Annotated in this window: 15 protein-coding genes; 10 read left to right on the top strand and 5 right to left on the bottom strand. The window is 53.2% G+C overall.

Annotated elements, in window-relative coordinates:
- The first annotated feature begins 43 nt into the window (after positions 1 to 43).
- From tpx to hdrA2, 10 genes are all read left to right on the top strand, one after another.
- Positions 44 to 544: a thiol peroxidase gene (gene tpx / locus JWJ90_RS04025; RefSeq protein WP_205225910.1), complete on the top strand. Its 501-nt coding sequence runs from the start codon at positions 44 to 46 to the stop codon at positions 542 to 544.
- Between the two features lie 432 nt (positions 545 to 976).
- Complete coding sequence (locus JWJ90_RS04020; protein WP_205225909.1) at positions 977 to 1,504, top strand: Lrp/AsnC family transcriptional regulator; 528 nt, start codon at positions 977 to 979, stop codon at positions 1,502 to 1,504.
- Positions 1,505 to 1,517: 13 nt separating this feature from the next.
- On the top strand, positions 1,518 to 2,798 hold the full coding sequence (locus JWJ90_RS04015) for an aminomethyl transferase family protein (RefSeq protein ID WP_205225908.1): 1,281 nt from the start codon (positions 1,518 to 1,520) through the stop codon (positions 2,796 to 2,798).
- Between the two features lie 12 nt (positions 2,799 to 2,810).
- The gene (gcvH, locus tag JWJ90_RS04010; protein WP_205225907.1) at positions 2,811 to 3,206 is read left to right on the top strand and encodes a glycine cleavage system protein GcvH; all 396 of its coding nucleotides are present in this window, start codon (positions 2,811 to 2,813) and stop codon (positions 3,204 to 3,206) included.
- Between the two features lie 126 nt (positions 3,207 to 3,332).
- Positions 3,333 to 4,667, top strand: coding sequence for an aminomethyl-transferring glycine dehydrogenase subunit GcvPA (gcvPA, locus tag JWJ90_RS04005; RefSeq protein WP_205225906.1), 1,335 nt, complete (start codon positions 3,333 to 3,335; stop codon positions 4,665 to 4,667).
- Entirely contained in the window at positions 4,664 to 6,169 is a 1,506-nt protein-coding gene (gene gcvPB / locus JWJ90_RS04000; RefSeq protein WP_205225905.1) for an aminomethyl-transferring glycine dehydrogenase subunit GcvPB, read from the top strand. Before gcvPA ends, gcvPB begins: the two co-directional genes overlap by 4 nt.
- Before the next feature lie 3 nt (positions 6,170 to 6,172).
- Positions 6,173 to 6,874 (top strand): lipoyl(octanoyl) transferase LipB, encoded by a 702-nt coding sequence (gene lipB, locus JWJ90_RS03995; RefSeq protein WP_205225904.1) that lies wholly within the window; start codon positions 6,173 to 6,175, stop codon positions 6,872 to 6,874.
- Positions 6,871 to 7,755: a lipoyl synthase gene (gene lipA, locus JWJ90_RS03990; RefSeq protein WP_205225903.1), complete on the top strand. Its 885-nt coding sequence runs from the start codon at positions 6,871 to 6,873 to the stop codon at positions 7,753 to 7,755. Before lipB ends, lipA begins: the two co-directional genes overlap by 4 nt.
- 119 nt (positions 7,756 to 7,874) lie before the next feature.
- Positions 7,875 to 8,840 (top strand): vitamin K epoxide reductase family protein, encoded by a 966-nt coding sequence (locus JWJ90_RS03985; RefSeq protein WP_205225902.1) that lies wholly within the window; start codon positions 7,875 to 7,877, stop codon positions 8,838 to 8,840.
- A gap of 333 nt (positions 8,841 to 9,173) precedes the next feature.
- On the top strand, positions 9,174 to 11,612 hold the full coding sequence (gene hdrA2 / locus JWJ90_RS03980; protein ID WP_205225901.1) for a CoB-CoM heterodisulfide reductase HdrA2: 2,439 nt from the start codon (positions 9,174 to 9,176) through the stop codon (positions 11,610 to 11,612).
- A gap of 283 nt (positions 11,613 to 11,895) precedes the next feature.
- Here hdrA2 and JWJ90_RS03975 read toward each other — a convergent pair whose 3' ends face one another.
- From JWJ90_RS03975 to JWJ90_RS03955, 5 genes are all read right to left on the bottom strand, one after another.
- On the bottom strand, positions 11,896 to 13,176 hold the full coding sequence (locus tag JWJ90_RS03975) for an O-acetylhomoserine aminocarboxypropyltransferase/cysteine synthase family protein (RefSeq protein WP_205225900.1): 1,281 nt from the start codon (positions 13,174 to 13,176) through the stop codon (positions 11,896 to 11,898).
- A gap of 295 nt (positions 13,177 to 13,471) precedes the next feature.
- The gene (locus JWJ90_RS03970; RefSeq protein ID WP_205225899.1) at positions 13,472 to 14,152 is read right to left on the bottom strand and encodes an HAD hydrolase-like protein; all 681 of its coding nucleotides are present in this window, start codon (positions 14,150 to 14,152) and stop codon (positions 13,472 to 13,474) included.
- Positions 14,149 to 16,839 carry an MlaD family protein gene (locus JWJ90_RS03965; protein WP_205225898.1) on the bottom strand — a complete coding sequence of 897 codons (2,691 nt, stop codon included), beginning with the start codon at positions 16,837 to 16,839 and terminating at the stop codon, positions 14,149 to 14,151. The genes JWJ90_RS03970 and JWJ90_RS03965 overlap by 4 nt, the downstream gene beginning before the upstream one ends.
- 4 nt (positions 16,840 to 16,843) lie before the next feature.
- Positions 16,844 to 18,118 carry a paraquat-inducible protein A gene (locus JWJ90_RS03960; protein WP_275889062.1) on the bottom strand — a complete coding sequence of 425 codons (1,275 nt, stop codon included), beginning with the start codon at positions 18,116 to 18,118 and terminating at the stop codon, positions 16,844 to 16,846.
- Positions 18,119 to 18,123: 5 nt separating this feature from the next.
- Positions 18,124 to 21,051, bottom strand: a complete 2,928-nt coding sequence (locus tag JWJ90_RS03955) for an EAL domain-containing protein (RefSeq protein ID WP_205225896.1) — start codon at positions 21,049 to 21,051, stop codon at positions 18,124 to 18,126.
- Positions 21,052 to 21,177 lie beyond the last annotated feature (126 nt).

The raw sequence follows: 21,177 nt of genomic DNA, 5'->3' as shown, positions 1-21,177 counted from the left end.
ATTGAGCAGTACTGAAACATCATCCCAAAAAAGGAGACACATCATGGCCCAAATCACCCTGAAAGGTAATGCTATCGATACCATCGGCGAACTGCCTGCAGCTGGAGCTGCGGCACCGGATTTTTCTCTGGTCACAACAGAGCTCGCTGATGTGGGACTGGCAAACTATAAAGGGAAAAAGGTAGTGCTCAATATTTTTCCCAGTGTTGATACACCGGTTTGTGCGGCCTCTGTGCGTAACTTTAACAAAGTTGCCGGTGAAAATGAGAACACTGTCGTACTCTGCATTTCAGCGGATCTCCCCTTTGCTCACACCCGTTTCTGTGAGACCGATGGCTTGAAAAACGTTGAGTCACTCTCTGTTTTCCGTTCACCCGATTTTGGCAAAGACTATGGTGTAACCATCACCACCGGACCTTTGGCAGGCCTTCTTTCACGCGCCATCGTCGTGCTGGACGCCGAGGGGAAGGTTACCTATACCGAGCAGGTACCGGAGATCACTCAGGAGCCCAATTACGATGCGGCATTGGCTGCCATCAAATAGTGTCCAGCTAAAACGATCTTTTCGGAGTCGGGGCTTACCTGAGCTTGAACAAAAATCCTCGTCTCTGATCGGACACTAAATAAACGCTTTACATTTTTTACAGTTCACAAAGCCCCGACCGATTTTCGGTCGGGGCTTTTTATTTTGAGATTCCCATCAAAGCTCCGCTGTAAAAGAAAAATTTGTGCCGTGTGCCACTTCTCTTCCGCAAAAGGCAAAAAGTCGGAAAACCGTTCGCTCTGTCCGCGACAAATATTGCAGCTGAGTTTCAGTGGTAATCAAATTTTATTTTGTGGCTACCTGCCTCTTTACACCTGTTGCGAATGTTAGAATACATTGCTGAATCCGTCAGAAAATGAGAAGGATATTGACAGAATTATTATTTTTTCGTAGCTTTGTTGTGTGTATAAATAATTTTCCGTGAGGACCTGCATGCTGATCGACGCCACCTGTCTCGCCATTATTAACCAGCTTAAAGACGGCCGCGCTTCCTATAAGAAGATAGCTGAAGAACTTTCCCTGGCCGAGGGTACGGTGCGTTCGCGGGTGAAAAAACTCATGGACGAGGGGGTGCTGTCCATCTCTGGACTGGTGAATCCTGAAGCCTTGCCCGATCAGCAGATCATCATGGTCGGTGTTCGGGTCAAGGGGATGGATCTGGTCAAAAAAGGCGAGGAGTTCAGCAAACTCAAATCGGTTATTTCCGTTTGTGTGGTCACCGGTCAGTTTGACCTGATCGTCACGGCCATGTTGAGCAAAGATTTTGGCCTGCTGGAATTTTTTACGGAAGAGGTGGCCACCATCGATAATGTCCGTTCGGTGGAGACCTTTGTCGCCTATAAGAGTTTCAACTTGAAGGTGCCGCTGACCAGCCACCCCATGCTGGGGGCTGAGAGTCAGGAACGCTTCTCTCGCAATGTCAAAAAAAACAACTGTTTACCTGCAAGCGCTGAGGGGTAAGAGGAGAACAGACATGAAAACCACACCGCTACATGCCTGGCACGTCGGGCAAAACGCCAACATGGCTGAATTCGGCGGATACGAGATGCCACTCTGGTATCCTGCAGGAGCAAAGGCTGAACATTTGGCTGTGATCAACGCGGCCGGCCTTTTCGATACCACCCATATGGCTGTGCTCACCCTGCAGGGGGCTAAAGTCCATGACCTGCTCCAGGCTTGCTTTTCAAAGGATCTGGATCGGTGCATTGGTCCACAAAAAGGGCCGTTGGTGACCGGGCGCTGTGTGTACGGTGTCTTTCTCGATGAGAGCGGGGGCGTCATTGATGATGCCATCGTTTATAAGTGTGAAAACGATGACTATATGATCGTGGTCAACGCCTCCATGGGTGGTCCCATCGCGGCTCATCTCCAGAAAAACAATCCCTTTGGCGATGCAGCCAGGATCGTCGACTGGACCGATAAGGTCGGCAAGATGGATATTCAGGGGCCCAAGGCCACCGCCATTCTCAGCCGAGTGCTCAACGATGCGGACCAGGTTTTTGACAAGATGGTCTACTTTTCCTTTAAAGGCAGTTTTGCACCGGCAGAACTCGCCTCGACCTCTGTCAGTCTGAAGGACGGGACTCCACTTATGGTTTCCCGCACCGGCTACACCGGCGAATTTGGTTTCGAACTCTTCATCGCCCCAGAACATGTGGAGAGGCTTTGGAACGAGTTGCTTACTGCTGGAGCAGAGGAGGGGATCATCGCCTGTGGTCTGGCTGCCCGTGACTCGTTGCGGGCTGGCGCCGGGCTACCGCTCTCCCACCAGGATATTGGCCCCTGGCTGTTTGCGGAAAACCCCTGGCTCTTTGTTCTGCCCTTGGATGAGAGCGGCAGCTCCCTGACCAAGGACTGCATCGGTTTTTCCGCCCTGCAGGCGGCCAAAAATGCAGAGGTCACGCAAGCCTTTGCCGGCTTTGACCCCCGCAAAATTACCCTCAGCGACAAGGCCCATGTGACCTCCCCGGATGGCGAACCCATCGGCACGATTCTGACCTGTACCACCGATATGGCCATTGACCGCATTGAGGGAACCATTGTCAGTCTGGCCACACCGGTTGGAGCCGGGAGGCCGGAGTCGTTTACGCCGCGTGGACTCTGCTGCGGCTTTGTTCGCCTCAAGAAAAAAATGGATGTCGGCAGTGAGATTATCCTCACCGATGGCAAACGTAAACTCAAGGTCGAGATCCGCGACGATATACGCCCCGACCGCACCGCTCGCAAACCCATGAAGACCATGCTGAACGCATAAAGGAGAACCGCCATGAAAGAAATCGATGAATTGTTGCTGCCTGAGGACCTTGGCTACACCGATGATCACGAATGGGCCCAAAAGACGGGTGAGACCTTCCGTGTTGGCGTCTCAGACTATGCCCAGGATCAGTTGGGCGATATCGTTTTTGTCGAACTGCCCGAAGTGGGTGACAGCTTTGCAAAAGGCGATGAGTGCGGCACCCTGGAATCGGTGAAAGCGGTTTCCGAGCTGTACACCCCCCTTTCCGGCGAGGTTGTGGCGGTGAATGAGGCCCTGACCGACAATCCGGAACTGATTAACGAAGATCCCTACGGAGCCTGGATTCTTGAGATCAAACCCAGTGCCCCTGCGGAGTTTGATACCTTGCATAAGGCTGCGGCCTATCTGGAAATGCTCAAGGGATAATTTTTTTTATCTCTCACCTGCTCAAGCCAAATATACGGGCTGTCAAAGCCCATAACTCAAGTTCTCCCTGGAGGGAGTGGGACCATTCCCTCCAGTTGCACCTGCGAGAACGAATAAGGATGACCTATGCGCTATTTGCCTCATACCCCTGAAGATATCAGTGATATGCTCACGGTGATCGGCGCGGACAGCCTGGATGGGCTCTTTGCGTCTGTACCTGAAGCATGTCGAATGACCTCGTCCTGGGATTTGCCGCAACCGCAAAGCGAGTGGCAGCTCAATGATCACATGCGTGGCCTGGCCGCAGACATGGCAATCGGCGAGGACGGCAAGGTCCTGATCGGTGCCGGCAGCTATCGTCATTATATTCCCGAAACAATTCGTACCCTGGCAAGCCGTTCTGAATTTTTGACCGCCTATACGCCCTATCAGCCGGAGATGGCTCAGGGTACCCTGCAGGGAATCTTTGAGTACCAGACGTTGACCGCGCGCCTTTTGGGGGTGGATGTGGTCAACGCCTCCATGTACGACGGTGCCTCCGCCCTGGCCGAGGCCCTGCTCATGGGCCTGCGTATTGCCAAAAAGAAGAAAAAGGTGGCTATCTCCAAGGCGATTCATCCCCATTACCGGGGTGTGGTGGCAGCCTACCTGCGGCCCACCAGCTATGAGATTATCGAGCTTGAGCTGACGGCTGATGGACGGACCGATCTGAGCAGCCTGAGCAAAGAGAGTGATATCGCAGCCGTGGCGCTGCAATCTCCCAACTTTTTTGGTGTGATTGAAGAACTCGAGCAGGCGGCCACCACTATTCACGATGCGGGCTCACTCTTTGTTGCCTGTTTCTCAGAGCCACTTGCGTATGGTCTCTTGAAAAATCCTGGAGACTGCGGTGCCGATATCGTCTGTGGTGAAGGCCAGAGTTTTGGTATTGCCCCCTCCTTTGGTGGCCCAGGACTGGGGATGTTTGGCTGTAAAACCGCCTACACCAGAAACCTGCCCGGTCGCCTGGTCGGTGAGACCAAGGATCTGGATGGCAAACGTGGCTACGTCTTGACCCTGGCCACCCGCGAGCAGCACATACGCCGTGAAAAGGCGACATCCAATATCTGCTCCAACCAGGGCGTTTGCGCCATGACCGCGGCCATGTATATGGCCTCTTTGGGAGGGACTGGTCTGCGTCAGCTCTCCCGACTTAATTTTGACAAGAGCGAGTACCTCAAAGCACAACTGCTTGCTGCCGGTGCCAGCCTGGTGTTTGCGGCCCCCACCTTTAATGAGTTTGTGGTCCGTTTCCCGGGCGACTTCTCCGCCAAGCGTGAAAAACTGCTGAAGCAGGGCATTGTTGCCGGCCTGGATCTCGGTGACCTTTACCCCGAGCTTGCTGGTGCCTATCTCTTTTGCGTGACCGAGACCATTGATAAAGCAACCATGGATACCATTGCAACGGAGGTGGCAGCATGAGCGAGCAACAGACAACAGGTGCAGCCAACACCGTTCTGGGGACCGGGGGCCTGATCTTCAACGAACCCCTGTTATGGGAGAAGGGCAAAAAGGGGCGCATGGGCATGTCGGTGCCCCAGAGTGATGTGCCTGCAGCCACGCTTGATGCAACCTTGGAGGGAACGGAAGTCGATTTTCCCGACCTGAGCGAGGTGGATGTGGTCCGCCATTACACCCGGCTTTCCCAGTGGAACTTTGGGGTCGACAGCGGTATGTATCCCCTTGGTTCCTGCACCATGAAATACAACCCCAAAACCAATGAGCGCCAGGCGGCGACTCCGGCCATTGCTTTAGCCCACCCCATGCTGGAAGAGGGCTTGAGTCAGGGAACTCTGCGACTCTTATATGAGCTGCAAGAGTTTCTGGCCACCATCACCGGCCTGGATGCGGTCTCGTTGCAACCGGCTGCCGGTGCCCATGGTGAGTTGACCGGCATGCTCATCTTTCATGCCTATCACGAGCACAAAGGACATCAGCGACATAAAATTCTGATTCCGGATACAGCCCACGGCACCAACCCGGCCTCGGCTGCTCTTTGTGGGTATAAGGCGGTTGCTGTTAAATCAGGCCCTGATGGAATGCTCGATCCCGAGCTGGTCGCCTCGCTCATGGATGAGGATACCGCCGGGATCATGCTCACCAACCCGAATACGCTTGGGCTTTTTGAAGAGCGGGTGCGTGAGATTGCCGAAATCGTCCATGCCAAGGGCGGTTTGGTTTATGGAGATGGGGCCAACATGAATGCCGTCATGGGGGTGATGGATGCCAAGAAATGTGGTGTCGATGTGCTGCATCTCAACCTGCATAAAACCTTTTCCACTCCCCACGGCGGCGGTGGCCCGGGTGCCGGACCGGTCTGCGTGACCAAAGAGCTGGAGCCCTTCCTGCCCGTGCCCCGAGCGGTCCGTAAAGGAGACAGCTACCAGCTGGAGGAGAATTTGCCGCTCTCCGTTGGCCGGGTCCATGCCTTTCACGGCAACTTTGGCGTGTTGGTCAAGGCCTACAGCTATATCCTCACCATGGGAGCTGAAGGGCTGAAGCGGGCCAGCCAGCTGGCAGTGCTCAACGCTAACTACATCAAAGAGCAGCTTAAAGATGTGCTCCACCTGCCCTATGATCGGCCCTGCATGCACGAGTGCGTGTTTTCTGATCAGAATCAGCAGGCAGAGAAGATCTCCACCCTGGACATGGCCAAGCGGCTCATTGATTACGGTTACCATCCACCTACCATCTACTTTCCCTTGGTCGTGCACGGGGCAATGATGATCGAGCCCACCGAGAGCGAGTGCAAGGAAGATATCGATCAGTTCATTGCTACGCTCAGAACCATTGTCCAGGAGGCCAAGGAGCAGCCTGATCTGCTGCACGAGGCTCCGCAGCGGACCAAGGTTCGCCGTCTTGATGAGGTTCAGGCCGCCCGTTGTCCCTGTTTGGTGGGGCTGCCTTCGGCTGAGGATAAGTAGTGTATGCCTGATCATGCCGGTTTTGTCGACCTGGGGCTCAAACCCTACAAAGAGGTGCACGCGCTCCAGGTTCGACTGGCAGAGGCGCTCCATGCGGGAACACTTAGCCAGGAGCAGTTTCTCTGTGTGGAGCATCCAGCCGTCTTTACCATGGGGCGCAACGCCAGCCGGGCGCATCTGGGGGTGACCGGTTCGTTTCTCGCCGAGCGTTCCATCGCCGTTGTCCCCATTGAGCGTGGTGGCGAGGTGACCTACCATGGTCCAGGTCAGCTGGTCCTCTATCCCATTCTTCGCTTGAAAAAGCATCAACTGCGAGTGGGTGACTATGTCTGCCTCCTGGAGGAACTCATGCTGCGGGTAGCCGCCGACTTTGGTGTGCAGGCAGCGAGGGATCCGCGCAATCACGGTATCTGGGTAGGCAACAACAAGCTGGGCTCCATTGGGCTTGCCATTCGCCACGGGGTGAGTTTTCATGGGTTGGCCCTCAATGTAAACCTTGATCTCACGCCCTTTGGTTGGATCAACCCCTGTGGCCTCACCGATGTGCAGATGACCTCAATGGCTGTCCAGAAAGCAGAAAACTGTACCCTGGCAGCGGTGAAACAGCGGCTGGTACACCATATTCGCTCGCTCTTTTCTCTGGAAATTAGGGAGCACAGCGAATCGCAGCTCTTTTCTCTTCTGAAGGAACCTCTCCTCCCATGACCTATCAACCCAAGCCTCGCTGGCTCAAGCGAAAACTGCCCTCAGGACCTGAGTACGAACGGATCCGCCATCTCATCAAACAACAGTGTTTGAGCACGGTCTGTCAGGAGGCCATGTGCCCCAACCAGTTCGAGTGTTTTGGTAAGGGGGCGGCCACCTTCATGATTTTGGGGGATCATTGCAGCCGTAACTGTCGTTTCTGTGCGGTGGCACATGGCCCTAAAGGATTGCCTGATGCGAGGGAGCCTGAGCGAGTGGCGGAGGCGGTGCAGGCCATGGAACTGAGCTACTGCGTGATTACCTCGGTGACCCGTGATGATCTGGCAGACGGTGGGGCGGCCCATTTTGCAGCGACCATCCAGGCGATTCGAGAGTTGAACCCCGCAACCCTGGTTGAGGTGCTGATCCCTGATTTTCAGGGGAATATTGATGCGCTGCAATGCGTTCTTGCAGCACGACCCGAGGTGCTCAACCATAACCTGGAGACAGTCGCCTCCCTCTACCAGACTGTGCGGCCCCAGGCCGATTACCAACAGAGTCTTGAGGTCCTGCGTCAATCAAAAGCCTTGGCCCCAGAGATCGTTACCAAATGTGGCATCATGGTGGGACTTGGCGAGAGGAGGGAAGAAATCGTACATCTGATGCAGGATCTGCGTGCGGTCCATTGCGATATCCTCACCATCGGTCAGTATCTCCAGCCATCAACATCCCATCTTGAGGTTGTGCGCTATCTGCCACCCGAAGAGTTTGCAGAGTTGGAAGAGGAGGCGCTAGGCCTGGGCTTTGGTGGCGTGGCAGCGGCCCCCTTTGTCCGCAGCTCTTACCAGGCGGAAGATCTATTTCGACGAGCACAAAATGCTGGAGGAGCCGGACGGGCGTAAGCGGTACCGTGGGCGAGAGTTGACACCGCAGGGAGAATGCAGCATTATACAGACCTGATTTTTGTAGAGGTTCCATGCCCCTACACCCCTCTCTTTATAGTGTAAGGTGGTAACTCCCCATGATGAAAAGAAAAAACACAGTGCTTCAGGTTGCACAATTTTTGGCTCTGGTGGCCAGCCTGCTTATCGCTGCCCAGATAGGATTTACCTTTTACCAGGGCACCCCTCTCTGCCTCAATGATGGCTGTCAGGTTGTGGAGCGGTTGACCCGCGTCTCTCCGCTTGTCTTCAACGGAGCGGGCCTGCTCTTTTTTCAGATTGTTTACTGGGGGCTGGCAGCGGCACGGGGCAGTAAGCGGAGGGTGCCTCTTTTTATGAATTACCTCCTCCTCGCCGGGCTTGCCGCCGAAGGGGTACTGGTCAGTTTTCAGTATCTGGTTGCCCAAACCTTCTGCACTTATTGCGTTGGTATCTTTTGTTTTATTGTCTTGCTAAATCTGTTTTTGGGGGCACGCCAACTGGTTGCAGGTGTGCTCATCTTTGCCGCTTCCAGCCTTTCCTTTGCCGCCCTTGAGCTGCATCAGCCCGCCACCAATAAGGCATCCTTCACTGATGGTGTCCTTGCCGAGAGAGTAGGTAGCCTGATCACGCCCAGCTATCATCTCTATTTCTCCTCGACCTGCCCACACTGTGAAAAGGTAATTGAAGCTCTCAGGACCAACACCAGGGTAACGGTGGCCTTTCATCCTGTGGATACAAAGGTGAGCAAGGTCGATTTACCTAAGCTGCACTACAAGGAGAACCATTCGGTCGATGCCAACAAGGCTCTGCTGAGTGCTTTGGGTATACATGAAATTCCAGTGCTGATGGCCCAAACCGACAGTGGTTTGCTGATTCTCAAGGGGGAAAGCGCAATACAGAACTATCTACATACATTGAAACCTGCAGGTGGAGGGAACCTCGACTCTGTAAATGGTGTCAGTGGTGGAGGCTCCAGCTTTTTTCTTCCAGATGGAAGCAAGGGTAGCTGCGGTGTGCTTGAAGATTGTACAGAGAATACATCCGGGCAGTCGACCATGCCCTAGCTTGCAGTTCATAGGGTAGTTGTATCTGCAAAAAATGGCCCAAACCTGTCTTGCTCATTGGTTCAGGGTAAAATTGAGGGAACTGTCACTTCTTTGAAGTGTCGGTTCCCTTTTTTATTATGGAGAAGCCCTCTGCTGGGGAGTGGGGGAACTTGGGCAACAGAGGAATGCGTAGATCTGGTTTTGCTTCGGTACTCTGTGATAGAAATGCTCTTTGTTATTGTGTTTACCTATTTGACACATTGAAAGTATCGTGCTAACAAACATCTTTTGTGCTTGGTATTATCTTAAATTTGTAGATTATTTTTCAATAACAAATCTGGCGGTTGAAGAATGCGAGAGAGAGAAGAGACGGAATTGCGCGTTGGGGTCTATGTGTGTCACTGTGGTTTGAATATAGCTGGAGTGGTGGATTGTGCTGCAGTGGCTGAGTATGCGGGGACCCTGCCCGATGTGGTTTTGTCTCGCCATAATGCCTATACCTGTTCGGAGCCCGGTCAAAATCAGATAAAGCAGGATATTGCCGAGCATAATTTGAATCGGGTGGTGGTGGCATCCTGCTCCCCAAGGTTGCACGAACCCACGTTCAGACAATGCATTGCCGAGGCCGGATTAAACCCTTACCTGCTTGATATGGCCAATTTGCGGGAACACTGTGCCTGGGTCCATGGCCATGACAAAGCAGGAGCCACGCTAAAGGCTTGCGATCTTGTGCACGCCTCTGTCGCCCGTGCTCGTCTGTTGCAGGTCTGTCATGAGGCGCAGATACCAGTGACCCCTTCGACTTTGGTCATAGGTGGTGGAGTGGCTGGAATTCAGGCAGCACTTGACCTTGCAAATGCAGGCACAAAAGTCATTCTGGTGGAAAAGAAACCCAGCATTGGCGGAATCATGGCGGCGCTGGACAAGACCTTTCCGACCATGGACTGCTCCATCTGTATCTTGGGGCCTAAAATGACGGATGTGGGACGACATCCCAATATAACCCTGCTGACCTTGAGTGAAGTCAAGGATATCAAAGGATTCGTGGGGAATTTTACCGTCAAGGTTCTCAAGAAGGCGCGCTATGTCCGCGAAGATATGTGTACTGCCTGTGGAGAATGTGCCAAAGTTTGCCCTGTAGTCCTGCCTGACGAGTTTGATCAGGGGCTCTCCTCGAGACGGGCCATTTATTCTCCCTTTCCCCAGGCTGTTCCTTCGTCCTATCTCATCGAAATGGATAAATGTCTCGGGCATAACCCGACAGTCTGCGGTAAATGCGTCGAGCAGTGCGCAAAGCAGTGTATCGATTTTCATATGAGCGATGAGGAACTGAGCTTTGAGGTCGGCACCATTATCATGGCCACCGGCATGGATATCTACGATCCTACCCGGCTCGACGAGTATGGCTACACCCGATTTGATAATGTGCTCACCAGCATGGAATTTGAGCGGTTGATCAATGCCGGTGGGCCCACCAGCGGTGAGGTGATTCGGATGACGGATCGCAAGAGACCGCGCTCCATCGGCTTTATCCAGTGTGTTGGTTCGCGCTCGTTGCAGAAAGGTGGGGCCTACTGCTCCAACGTCTGTTGTATGAATACCATCAAATGCGCCTTTATGATCAAGGAGCATTATCCGGAGATTGAGGTCAAGGTCTTTTATATTGATATTCGCGCCTTTGGTAAAGGTTTTGAAGACCAATACCGCCGCACCAAACGAATGGGCGTGCAGTACATACGTGGTTTGCCTGGTGCCGTAGAGGAAGACCCGCAGAGTCGGAACCTGATCGTCCATGCTGAAAATCCCTATACCCGGGAAGTCGATCATCATGAGCTGGACATGCTGGTACTTGCCGTCGGTGTCAGACCGCCTGAAGGATTGAAAAAATTGCAGGAGATGTTAGGCCTGCAGCGCAATCCCGATGGTTTTTTTCTGGAGGCCCATCCCAAACTACAACCTGTCGATGCGGCCACTCGGGGAATATTTTTTGCGGGCTGCAGTGAAGGGCCAAAAGATGTCAAGGATAGCGTTACCCAGGCTTCGGCAGCGGCCATGCGGGCCAGCATCTTGATGAATAAAGGCAAGCTCACCGTGGAAGGGATAACCGCCGAGGTGAATCCGCAGCTCTGTTCTTCGTGCGGGTTGTGTGCCAAGGTCTGCCCCTATAATGCCATCACCGTGGATAGAATTGGAAAAACCGGTGCCCATGTGACAACCGCAGCCTGTGCGGGCTGTGGGACCTGTTCTGCCGAATGCCCAGAGGGCGCGATAGAGATGCATCATTTTACAGATGATCAGATTCAGGAGCAGATCCATGCAGTGATGGGGGATAAACCGGAGGAGCGTATTCTCGTGTTTGCCTGTAACTGGTGTTCCTACGCAGGCGCTGATTTTGCGGGCGTATCCCGGCTGGAATATCCTACCTCAACGCGTCTGGTTCGCACTATGTGCTCAGGGCGGGTCAATGAAAAATTTCTGTGGGACGCTTTTGCATTCGGGGTTCCGGCAATTCTCATCTCAGGCTGCCATTTAAGCGATTGCCACTACATCAATGCCAATCACTGGACAGAGAAACGCGTGCATCGCATGTGGCGAAAAATGGAAAAATTTGGCATCCGTAAAGAACGCCTCCAACTGGAATGGGTCAGTGCTGCAGAGGGGATCAGGTTCCAGGAAGCCATGCACAAGATGGAGCGCATTCGTCAAACAGTGCAGGAAGATGAGATTGCTTCCACCAAGGAGGCGCTGCGGACAATGCGCGGCCTGGCACCCGTGGAAGAATTGTCCTGAAATGAACAAAAGGTAGTCTTTGTTTAAGGGAATCTTGAATAATTGCTTTTTCTGCCAATCTCGCGGAGTCTGGCGTTTACCTCGTCATGCTGAAAATTTTATCCTCGGAGGTAAGCGAAGACTCCGATATCAACTATATGCCTGCGGTAAAATTGTCAGCAATCCTTGACCTTGATTGAAAAATCTAATTATTCAAGACACCCATAAGTAAAAAAAATATACATGAGGAAGGGCGTTCTGCTTCTTCCCCATGTATATCATCTCCTTGAGTGTCCACCTGCATTCAGGCGGACATCGCCTGATCCAAGTCCCAGAACAGATCTTCAGCATCCTCTAAACCAATACTGAGCCGAATCATATCTGTGGTGACACCAGCTTCCTTCAGCTCGTCCTCAGATAACTGCGAGTGGGTGGTGCTGGCAGGGTGGATGGCCAGACTTTTTGCATCACCGATGTTGGCCACATGGCTGAAGAGTTGCAGTTTGTCAATGAAGCGCTGTCCGGCTTCGCGACCACCTTTGATGCCAAAGGTGAGAATGGCGCCTGCTCCATGCTCCAGATATTTTTTGACCTGCTCGTAGCTCGGATGCGTTTTCAGGCCAGGGTAGCTCACCCAGGACACCTGTTTGTGCTCACTTAAAAATTCCGCCACAGACTGAGCGTTTTCTACATGACGCTCCATGCGCAGGCTGAGGGTTTCAATCCCCTGAACCGTGAGCCAGCTGTTAAATGGGGAAGGCGATACCCCGAGATCACGCTGCATCTGCACTCGGGCCTTGAGGATAAAGGCGGGAGCACCCAAACTGCTATACACCAGGCCATGGTAGGATGGGTCGGGTTCGGTGAAGTTGGCAAAGCGGCCGGAGCTCCAGGCAAAGTTGCCGCCGTCGATAATGATGCCCCCGAGACTCGTCCCGTGTCCATTCAGAAATTTGGTGGTGGAGTGGGTGAGGATATTGGCACCCAGCTCAAGCGGCCTGCAGAGGTAGGGCGTGGTCACGGTATTATCGATCATCAGCGGAATATTTTCCGCCTGTGCAAGCGCGCTGACCTCCGTAAAGGGAAAGACAACCAATCCGGGATTGCCCAGGGTCTCTCCATAGATCAGTTTGGTGTTGGGGCGAACTGCGCGGGCAAAGGATTCAGGATCGGTGGGATCGGCAAAGCTGGTCTCAATGCCCAGTCGGGGCAGGGTATAGCGGAGCTGGTTATAGGTGCCCCCATAGAGGCTGTTGCTGGAGACGATATGATCGCCTGCCTGGCAGAGGGTGAGAAAGGCGAGTGTCTGGGCGCCGTGACCACTGCTGGCAGCCAGCCCTGCGATCCCCCCCTCAAGTGAGGCAACCCGCTGTTCAAGCACATCACTTGTGGGGTTCATGATACGGGTATAGATATTGCCGAACTCTTTTAAGGCAAAGAGGTTGGCCGCCTGTTCAGAGTTGGTGAACTGATAAGAGGTCGTCTGGTAGAGGGGAAGGGCCCTGCTGCCTGTGGTGGGGTCGGCGGTTTGTCCGGCGTGGAGTTGGCGGGTGGTAAAGCCAAAGGTGCGCTGTTGGGTGCCCATGGTATATTCTCCTCAAAAAACGATTACAAAAGAGGGCTATCAGACTGCGTGTAAGCTATTGCGGGGTGCCTTCGAAACTAGGCATCGGTCTGTGCAGCGTACACCTGTACGTAAACAGGCCGATAACACCGCAGATTCGGTGCACCGTGATCGGCTTACGACTTGCGTCTATTCGCAAAAAAAGGGATTCGCACCACAATAAGCATCAATTATCGTAGAGCAAAAGCATGGAGGCATAATTTTCCCCCTTCTGAGGAAAAACCACACTGTGGGGTTCAATTTTTCTCTGGAGGTGTTACGGGTTTTGTGCATGAAAATAGGTGGCTAACTCTTGGCAGATCTCCTTGGGCGAGTGAAAGAAAAAATCAGCACCAACGTTTTGCAACTCATCCATGCTGCCATACCCATAGGTGACCGCACCCGTACGCAGGCAGTGTGCCCTGCCGCCCTCAAGGTCATACCTGCGATCACCGATTATCATGGTTTCCTCTGGACGAATGCCCGTTTGCTGAAGGATATGGGCGATCAGTGAGGGCTTCTCGGTGAAGCGTCCGTCCAACTCGCTACCAAAACACTGGGTAAAATAGTTCTCCAAATCAAAGTGCTGCAGAATGCGCTCAGCAAAGATGCGCGGCTTTGCTGTGGCCAGAAAGAGTTGACCCCCCTGCTGCTGCAGTTGCTGCAGCATTTCCGGAATGCCGTCATAGACAGAATTTTCAAAAATTCCCTTGGTGCTGAACCGTTCCCTGTAAATATGCAGGGCCTCTTGAATGCGCAGGCTGTCATCGGTTTGCAGAAGCTCTCCAAAAGAGTGCACAAGGGGTGGGCCGATACACCATTCCAGGTTATCCGCATGAGGCGGCTCTTCTCCCAGTGTTTCCAGTGCGTGCTGAATGGAGCGGGTGATGCCCGGCTTGGGATCTGTCAGGGTGCCGTCCAGATCAAAGAGCAGGTTGGCGAGCGGTGTTTTATTCATTTGCCTGTATTCTGCTCATCGCCCAGTTTCAATGTGGGCTGCCAGCCCAGCCAAGACTCGTCCACCGTTTCAGCAAGGGGAAAATGTTGGCCCGGATAGGCCGGTGGCCCCATGGCCTCTTGCTCAGGGGTTGCCATGCCAATGCCTCCAACCAAGAGCGATTCAACCGATTCGGTGCGTACAGTCATGCCGCTGAGAACCCCTCCACTCACTTTGATGCCGCTGGCATTCCAAAAGCGCGTGTGGGTATGAACGATCCGGTTGTAGGGCTCCTTGATGTTGACATTGAGCCACACCTTCTGGGCTGAGGGGGAGAGATGGTAGTCGATAACCTCTCCCACTTGCACCTGTCGGTAGTAAAGAGGGCTGCCTTTTTTCAGTGATCCCAGGCTGTCGGTTTCCACGACAAGATTGAGTCCGGTTTTGGGAAGCGCCGTGTCCTGGGCGAGCGGACGTACAGTGAATTCGGTGATCTTTGCGCCCAGTCCCCGTTTAAGATCAATATAGGCACCGCTCAGTAGCGTTTCAGGGTGCTTGATACCTGTGATGTTGAGTTCGGCACGGACTAGACGCAGGCGCGAATTACGCCGAAAAAGAGTTGCCATGGACGGATCGACGCAGGCCTCGGCATCCACGGCGCCGGTTTCAGGCTCCAGGCGAAGCGAGCATAAACGTCCAACTTTGATCCCCTGGTGACGAATGGGAGTGGTTTTGCTGATCCCTTCACCACCTGGAAAGTGGAGTTGCAACCGCAGACTGTCGGCATCTTGGGCTTCCTGCAATGAACTGTGCAAGACAAAATATTGATGAGGGTTGGCCGCCTGTTTCGAACCCGGTGAGAGAACGCCGATACCGCCACTGATAAGCGCATGAAAGGGCGCGGTCTCCAGGTTGACCCCTTGGAGTGAACCACTGAGTTTGATGGGAGAGAGGGTATAAAAGCGCGAGGTGGGGTGAATCAGGTCCTGATAGTCTTTCTTGATCAGAATATGAATATCCGTATCCCGCCGGTTATTTGCCAGATCAAAGCCAAGCACTTCCCCTATTTCAATGTTGTTGAAAAGCACAGGGGCACCTTTGCTTAGGCGGGGCGCTGTTTTGGCAAGCAGGTGCAGGCGAAGCCCTGGCAATTCCATCTCGGGTACGGTTTTGATGGCATCCCCATAGGAGGGATAGAGTATGTAGGGTGTGGCTGGCACGGCAATGGCTGCAAAGGTTTTTTTGGGTGGTGTCATGAAAGCGATACCACCTTCCAGGAGAGATTGGGCCGAGCCCAGCTCCATTTTAATCTGGCTCAGGCTTGCGTCCAGTTGAAACCCACTGTGTTTCCAGAAGATGCTGTGTTTGCTCACCAGCAGATCGTGGGGGGCGTAGATCATCAGGTGCAAAAGAACCTGTGTGCCCCCCGGGGAGAGCGAGACCTCGGTTACCTCACCCACACTGATTTCCTTATACAGGACCTGAGCGCCGGCCTTGATGCCACCGCTACTGTCCGCTGTCAGGGTAAAAGTGGTGCCGGGACGAGTAACAGCCGTCTGTACAGGTGCTCTCTCTTCGATAAAACTCGTCCTCTTGGCCCCCTGGCCAATCTCAAAAGTGATGTAGGGGCCTGTGAGTAGGGTATCCAGGTTTTTCACTCCGGTGAGTTGGACCTGGGGGCGGGCGGTCCAGAATCTGGAGGTTTCCCGTAGTGCGGGCTCCATGCGTGGGTCAAGCTGAAGCAGGGCGGTCACGCTCTGGAGGGAATCGTTGCTGATATCTACTTTTTTGACGACACCGGCCTTGAGACCTCGGTACATCACCTTAGTTTTACCCGCAACAATGCCCTCGCCACTGGTGAGTTGAAGTGTGGCCTCGATCCCGTATTCTGCCTCCTCGAAATCTTTGTACAGGGAGAACAGGGTGCCGCTGGTGGCCGCTGGCGTGTTGGCTAGGGCATCCGGTGTCTCGCAGCTGAGCCCGCCATAAATGAGCGAGGCAAGTGATTCAACGTTGACGGTGAGCCCTGTTTGCATGTCCCCGGTCAGGCTGAGTCCGCTGGCGTTCCAGAAACGGGTACCCGTATGAATCAGGTGGGCAAAACGAGCCTCGATAAAGGCGTTGAGCTGAATTTTTCCATTCTTTTTAAGGAGGTAATCCTCAACATACCCTATCTGCAGGTTCTTGGTATAGATGTTGGAACCACGCTGCAGGGAGTAAAGGGTATCGGTCTCCAGGATGATATGCAGTCCGGGACGGCTGAGATCAACAGGAGGTTCCTCTTTAAGACCTGTAAATGTAGCTGCCGAGCTTGTGGAAGAACCTTTGCGCATGCCGATGTAGGAGCCGCCAAAGAGGGTGTCGAGCCCACTGATTTTGCCCGCTGACACCTCAGGTTTGACGATCCAGAAGGCGGTGTCTTCGACCAGTGCGTCGCGCATCTGGCTATCCATGGTGATGACCAGGCTGACCCCCTCCATGTTGGGATCGACATGGATTTTTTTGACGGTCCCCACAGGGATACCGCGTACAATCACCTTGGTTTTTCCAGGAGTGATGCCGGTGGCATCCTCGAAATGAACATCGATATCAATCCCGGCATCGCGGATCGAGGTGTAGAGTAACCAGCCACCTATGCAGAGAGCAACGAGTGGTAAAATCCAGATGGGGGAGAGACTGCGGCGTTTATGAATGATGGGCTGTTCCATAGAATTACTTTGTTTCGGCAGCGTTGGCTGCGTCCCAGAGAAGGCGTGGATCAAAGCTCAGGGCCGCGAGCATGGTAGAGAGGACAACGCCGGTGAAGTACAGTGAGGCCGGAGCTGCGGAAATAGAAGAGAGAAAGCCAAACTGCGCCAGTGAGCAGAGCAGGGTGATGACGAAAATATCGAGCATGGACCAGCGTCCGATGAACTCGATAAAGCGAAACATGATGGCCTTGTGGCGCAACCAGCTGCGCCAGCGAAAATGGATGGAAAGCAGGATAATGGCAAGACCGATTATCTTAAAGAGTGGCACCACTATCGAGGCAATAAAGATCACCAGGCCAATGCCATAGGACCCATCCTTAAAAAAATAGATGATCCCATCCATGATGGTCGAACGCTCTGGGATGCCAAAGGTATCGACCTCCATTATGGGCAGCAGGTTGGCAGGCAGGGTGAGAATAACCGCCGTGATAAGCAGAGCCCAGGTCCGGGCAATACTGTTTTGTTTGCGTGGATGCAAGGTGTGACCACACCGAGGACAACCGGTGCGGCCACTGGTTTGCAGATAGGCAATGGGCAGGAGTTTATGGCAATCCGAGCAGAGCAGGTAATCCTCCGGGTTAGAGGAATCGGGTAGGCTGATGCCAGACGATGTCTTTGGTTCCATCAGGCTCCAGAACCGTTGGGGATCAATAGCGGTTTGCGCAGCAATGCTGGTGAGAACCAGGCCAACCAGACAGAAAAAACCACCGTTTAACGAAACAGAGGCCATATGGGACATTTTGATAATGGTGATAAGCACACCCACCAGAAAAACATCGAGCATGGCCCACTCACTTAAGTGGTGATAGAGCCGGAACAGTGGCGTGAGCTGTGGCTTTTTGCTCCCCTGCATCAAACCAAAGGTGACAAGCAGAAGCGAAACCAGCAGCAGGAGGGGAAAGACCATGGTGGTCAGAGCAACAACTGAGCCCACCACCACCTGAGAACTGGCAAACATATGGAGGCAAGCCTGCATGATCGAACTTTGACTGTGAATTCCCAGAACGGAAAACGTGAGCAACGGCAGCAGGTTGGCAGGAAGAAAGAACACCAGGCCGGTGAGGCTTAAAGCCAAACCTTTTTGGAGAGGGTGATTTTTATAGCGGTGCAGCTGCCGGGCACAGCGCGGACATTGGGCCATCTGGCCCTGTTGCAGTTGTGGCGGAGAGAGGATCTGGCTGCAGCTGGGGCAGACCATAACTCCCCTTGAAGGAGAGGATGCAGTGGAAGGGGGCATACGGATCAAAAAGCTGGCGCGGGAGAGCCAAGTACCTTCTCCTGATCCGTTTTCTGGAAAACCTTCATGTAACGCAGGGTATCTTGCTCCGGCATGGGGCGGGAAAAATAATACCCCTGAACCTCATTACAGCCGATCTGACGCAGCCAGGTAAGCTGTTCGCTGGTCTCTACACCTTCGGCAACCACATTGAGTTCCATCTGTTTGGACATGGCGGTAATGGTTGAAACGATGCTTCGGCTGTTGGTGTCAGCCGCGCTTATAAAGCGTTTGTCTATTTTCAGCGTCGAGACCGGCATCTCACTGAGGTAACTTAAGGATGAGTAGCCGGTTCCAAAATCATCAATGGAAAAACGTATGCCCCTCTCGCGGAACCGGTGCATGGTCTCAAGCGAGTGTTGGACATCCTTCATGGCGGTGGTTTCCGTAATCTCAAATTCAATCAGCCGATGGTTGATGCGATGGGCTCCAAGAATGGTATCGATGGTTTCAACAATATTTTTCTGATTAAAGGTGCGTGGCGACATGTTGACACTGATCGGTAAGCGTAAAAGATTGTGTTCTTGTATTTTGGTGAGGAATATACACACTTCATCAAGAACATACAAACTCATCTCGTCTATAAGCCCCGATTCTTCCGCCACGGGGATAAACTGGTCCGGAGTGACAATGGTGCTGTCCTTGCGCCAGCGGACCAGGGCTTCAAACGAGGTGGGCTGCTCGGTAAGCAGATTAATCTTTGGCTGATAAAATACGGTGAATTCGTGCTCTTTAAGGCCACTGCGGATCGAATTTTCAATGCGGATACGATTGAGCAGTTTTTCGTTCATCTCCTGAGTGAACATGACAAACTTGTTTTTGCCCTCACTTTTGGCCTTGTACATGGCCATGTCAGCATTTTTAATCAGTTCCTGGGAGTTGCGCCCATCATCGGGGTAGAGGGCAATACCAATGCTTGCATTGACATAGATGGTATTGGGGTGAAGTTTGATGGGGTTTTTCAATGAGGCCAGGATGCGGGTTGCCAGATTGTAGACAGCATTTTCATCGTCAACGCTTTCACTGAGCAAGATAAATTCGTCACCGCCGAGACGAGAGAGGGTGTCTTCACTGCGGATGGTTGCAGAAAGGCGTTCCGCTACCTCGATCAGCACCTGATCTCCCTTGTCATGCCCCATGGAGTCATTGATGTTTTTGAAGTTATCCAGGTCGATGAAAAAGACAGCCAAAGCACGTTTCTCACGCCCGGCACGGGAGATGGCCTTGGTCAGGCGATGCTCAAGTGCTGCACGGTTGGGGAGCTTGGTCAAGGCATCGCTGTAGGCAAGAATGGAAATTTGTTTTTCCTTGCGTTTAAGCTCTGTGATGTCATGGAAAAAGGCGAAGTAATGGGTGATTTCGTGGTATTCATTGCGAATGACACTCACCGAGAGCCACTGGGGACAAATGGAGCCATCTTTTTTGCGACTCCATATCTCTCCGGACCATGAGCCGGTTTGGGGGAGCTTTTTCCACATACCCTTAAAGGAATTCTCCACCTGCTGATTTGAGGCAAGCAATCCCGGATGCTTGCCGATAATTTCAGAAGCCGGATAACCCGTTACCCGTGAAAAAGAGTTGTTGGTCGTAAGAATGCGTCCTTCGGGATCGGTGATATAAATGCCTTCAATGGCGTTGTCAAAGATGTTCTTAAAGAGCAGCAGGTATTTTTCCGCACTTTTACGTGTCGTGTTTTCATTTTCCAGCTTGTGCTCTGCTTCCTGGCGGATCCTCATTTCCTGCTTCAGCTGCTGGTGCATGGACTCATTCGTTTCCTGCTCTTGGGCGAGCATGAGCTGCTGATTGTTCAGTGCGCTGAGCATCTGACTGCATGAACTGATGATTCGACCGCATTCCTCTGAGCCTTGGTTCTGGCCTCCCTCGGTGGAAAGTTCCTGGTCCGGCCGCTCTAACAAATCAGCGAGGTTCTGTAAGGGGCGGCTCATGCGCTGTGCCAGCAGGTAGCTGATAGCCAGGGCCAGCAGGCCTAAAGGAAGGAGTGTCAAGCTCCCTCGTTGAATAAACCGACTCATGGGCCCGTTAAACTGAGAGCTTGGGATGGCAACCCCGGCAACGAGATTGAGTTCGGTGATTGGGCTGAAAAAGAGGATGCGTTCTCCCAGGGGATCATTCGGGTTCCACCTCAGAGTACCTTTTTGCTGCATTGTGATCTGCCTGCCGAGGGCACTGAGCTGTTGGGCAGAGGAGGTGCTTTCAGCTGTCAGGGGAACGGCGAGCGCCATGTCTCCTTGGGGAGAGACTACAACGGGGAGCGCAGAGAGTGAACCAGCACTGAGGTGGGAAAGTGTGCGTGAGAGTTCGTCAAAGGGCACTGCATGTTTCAGAGCCTTGGTGGGGCTATAGGCAATGATGGACCATTGCCAGGGAGAAAAGGTGGATATGCTGTATACCGTGGGCTCCTGCCCCTCAACAAGAACATGGATAAGTGTACCGCTCTTGGCTCCGCGTAAACGCAGTTGCAATTCGTTGTTCAGTTTGCTTTGCAGACGGTTTGCATCGGGGTGAACCAGGATCTTTCCCTGGTTGTCAATTAAGAGAAGTTTGCTCGTCGTACCATTTTGCTGGGCATTCAGGCTTTCCCTGGCTAGCCACTGTGCCTCATCTAGGGAGAGGGCTCCAGAGCGACTTTTTTCGTAAAGCGATGTGATGACCCGCAGGCTGCTTGCGGCACTGGTGTGGAGGGTTTGAGCCAGCGATGCGTTGGCTGCACTTCGGGTGGACTGAATGATCGAGTCGACCGCAATATAGGCCTGCTGTTCCAGCGCTTGGCGTGCTTGTCTGGCGCTGAGGTAGCCACCAAATCCCACTGCTGCCAATAGCGGAATGAGGAGAAACAGGGTATAGCTGGTGAAAATTCTGGTTCGTATGGTCATAGCTAATCCGACCACTGCAAATCATAGCGGCAACGCCTGAGAGAAACAGCCGCTCAGGGTTGGGTGGTTGCAGGGGCCTCCGGCGTTCGGAGAATAAACCCTGGATTCGTGACAGCTGGTTGGACT

This window comes from Desulfobulbus rhabdoformis (assembly GCF_016919065.1).
GTDB lineage: Bacteria > Desulfobacterota > Desulfobulbia > Desulfobulbales > Desulfobulbaceae > Desulfobulbus > Desulfobulbus rhabdoformis.
The sequence above is the reverse complement of the archived record's forward strand: the minus strand, read 5'-3'. Positions and strand labels throughout refer to the sequence as shown.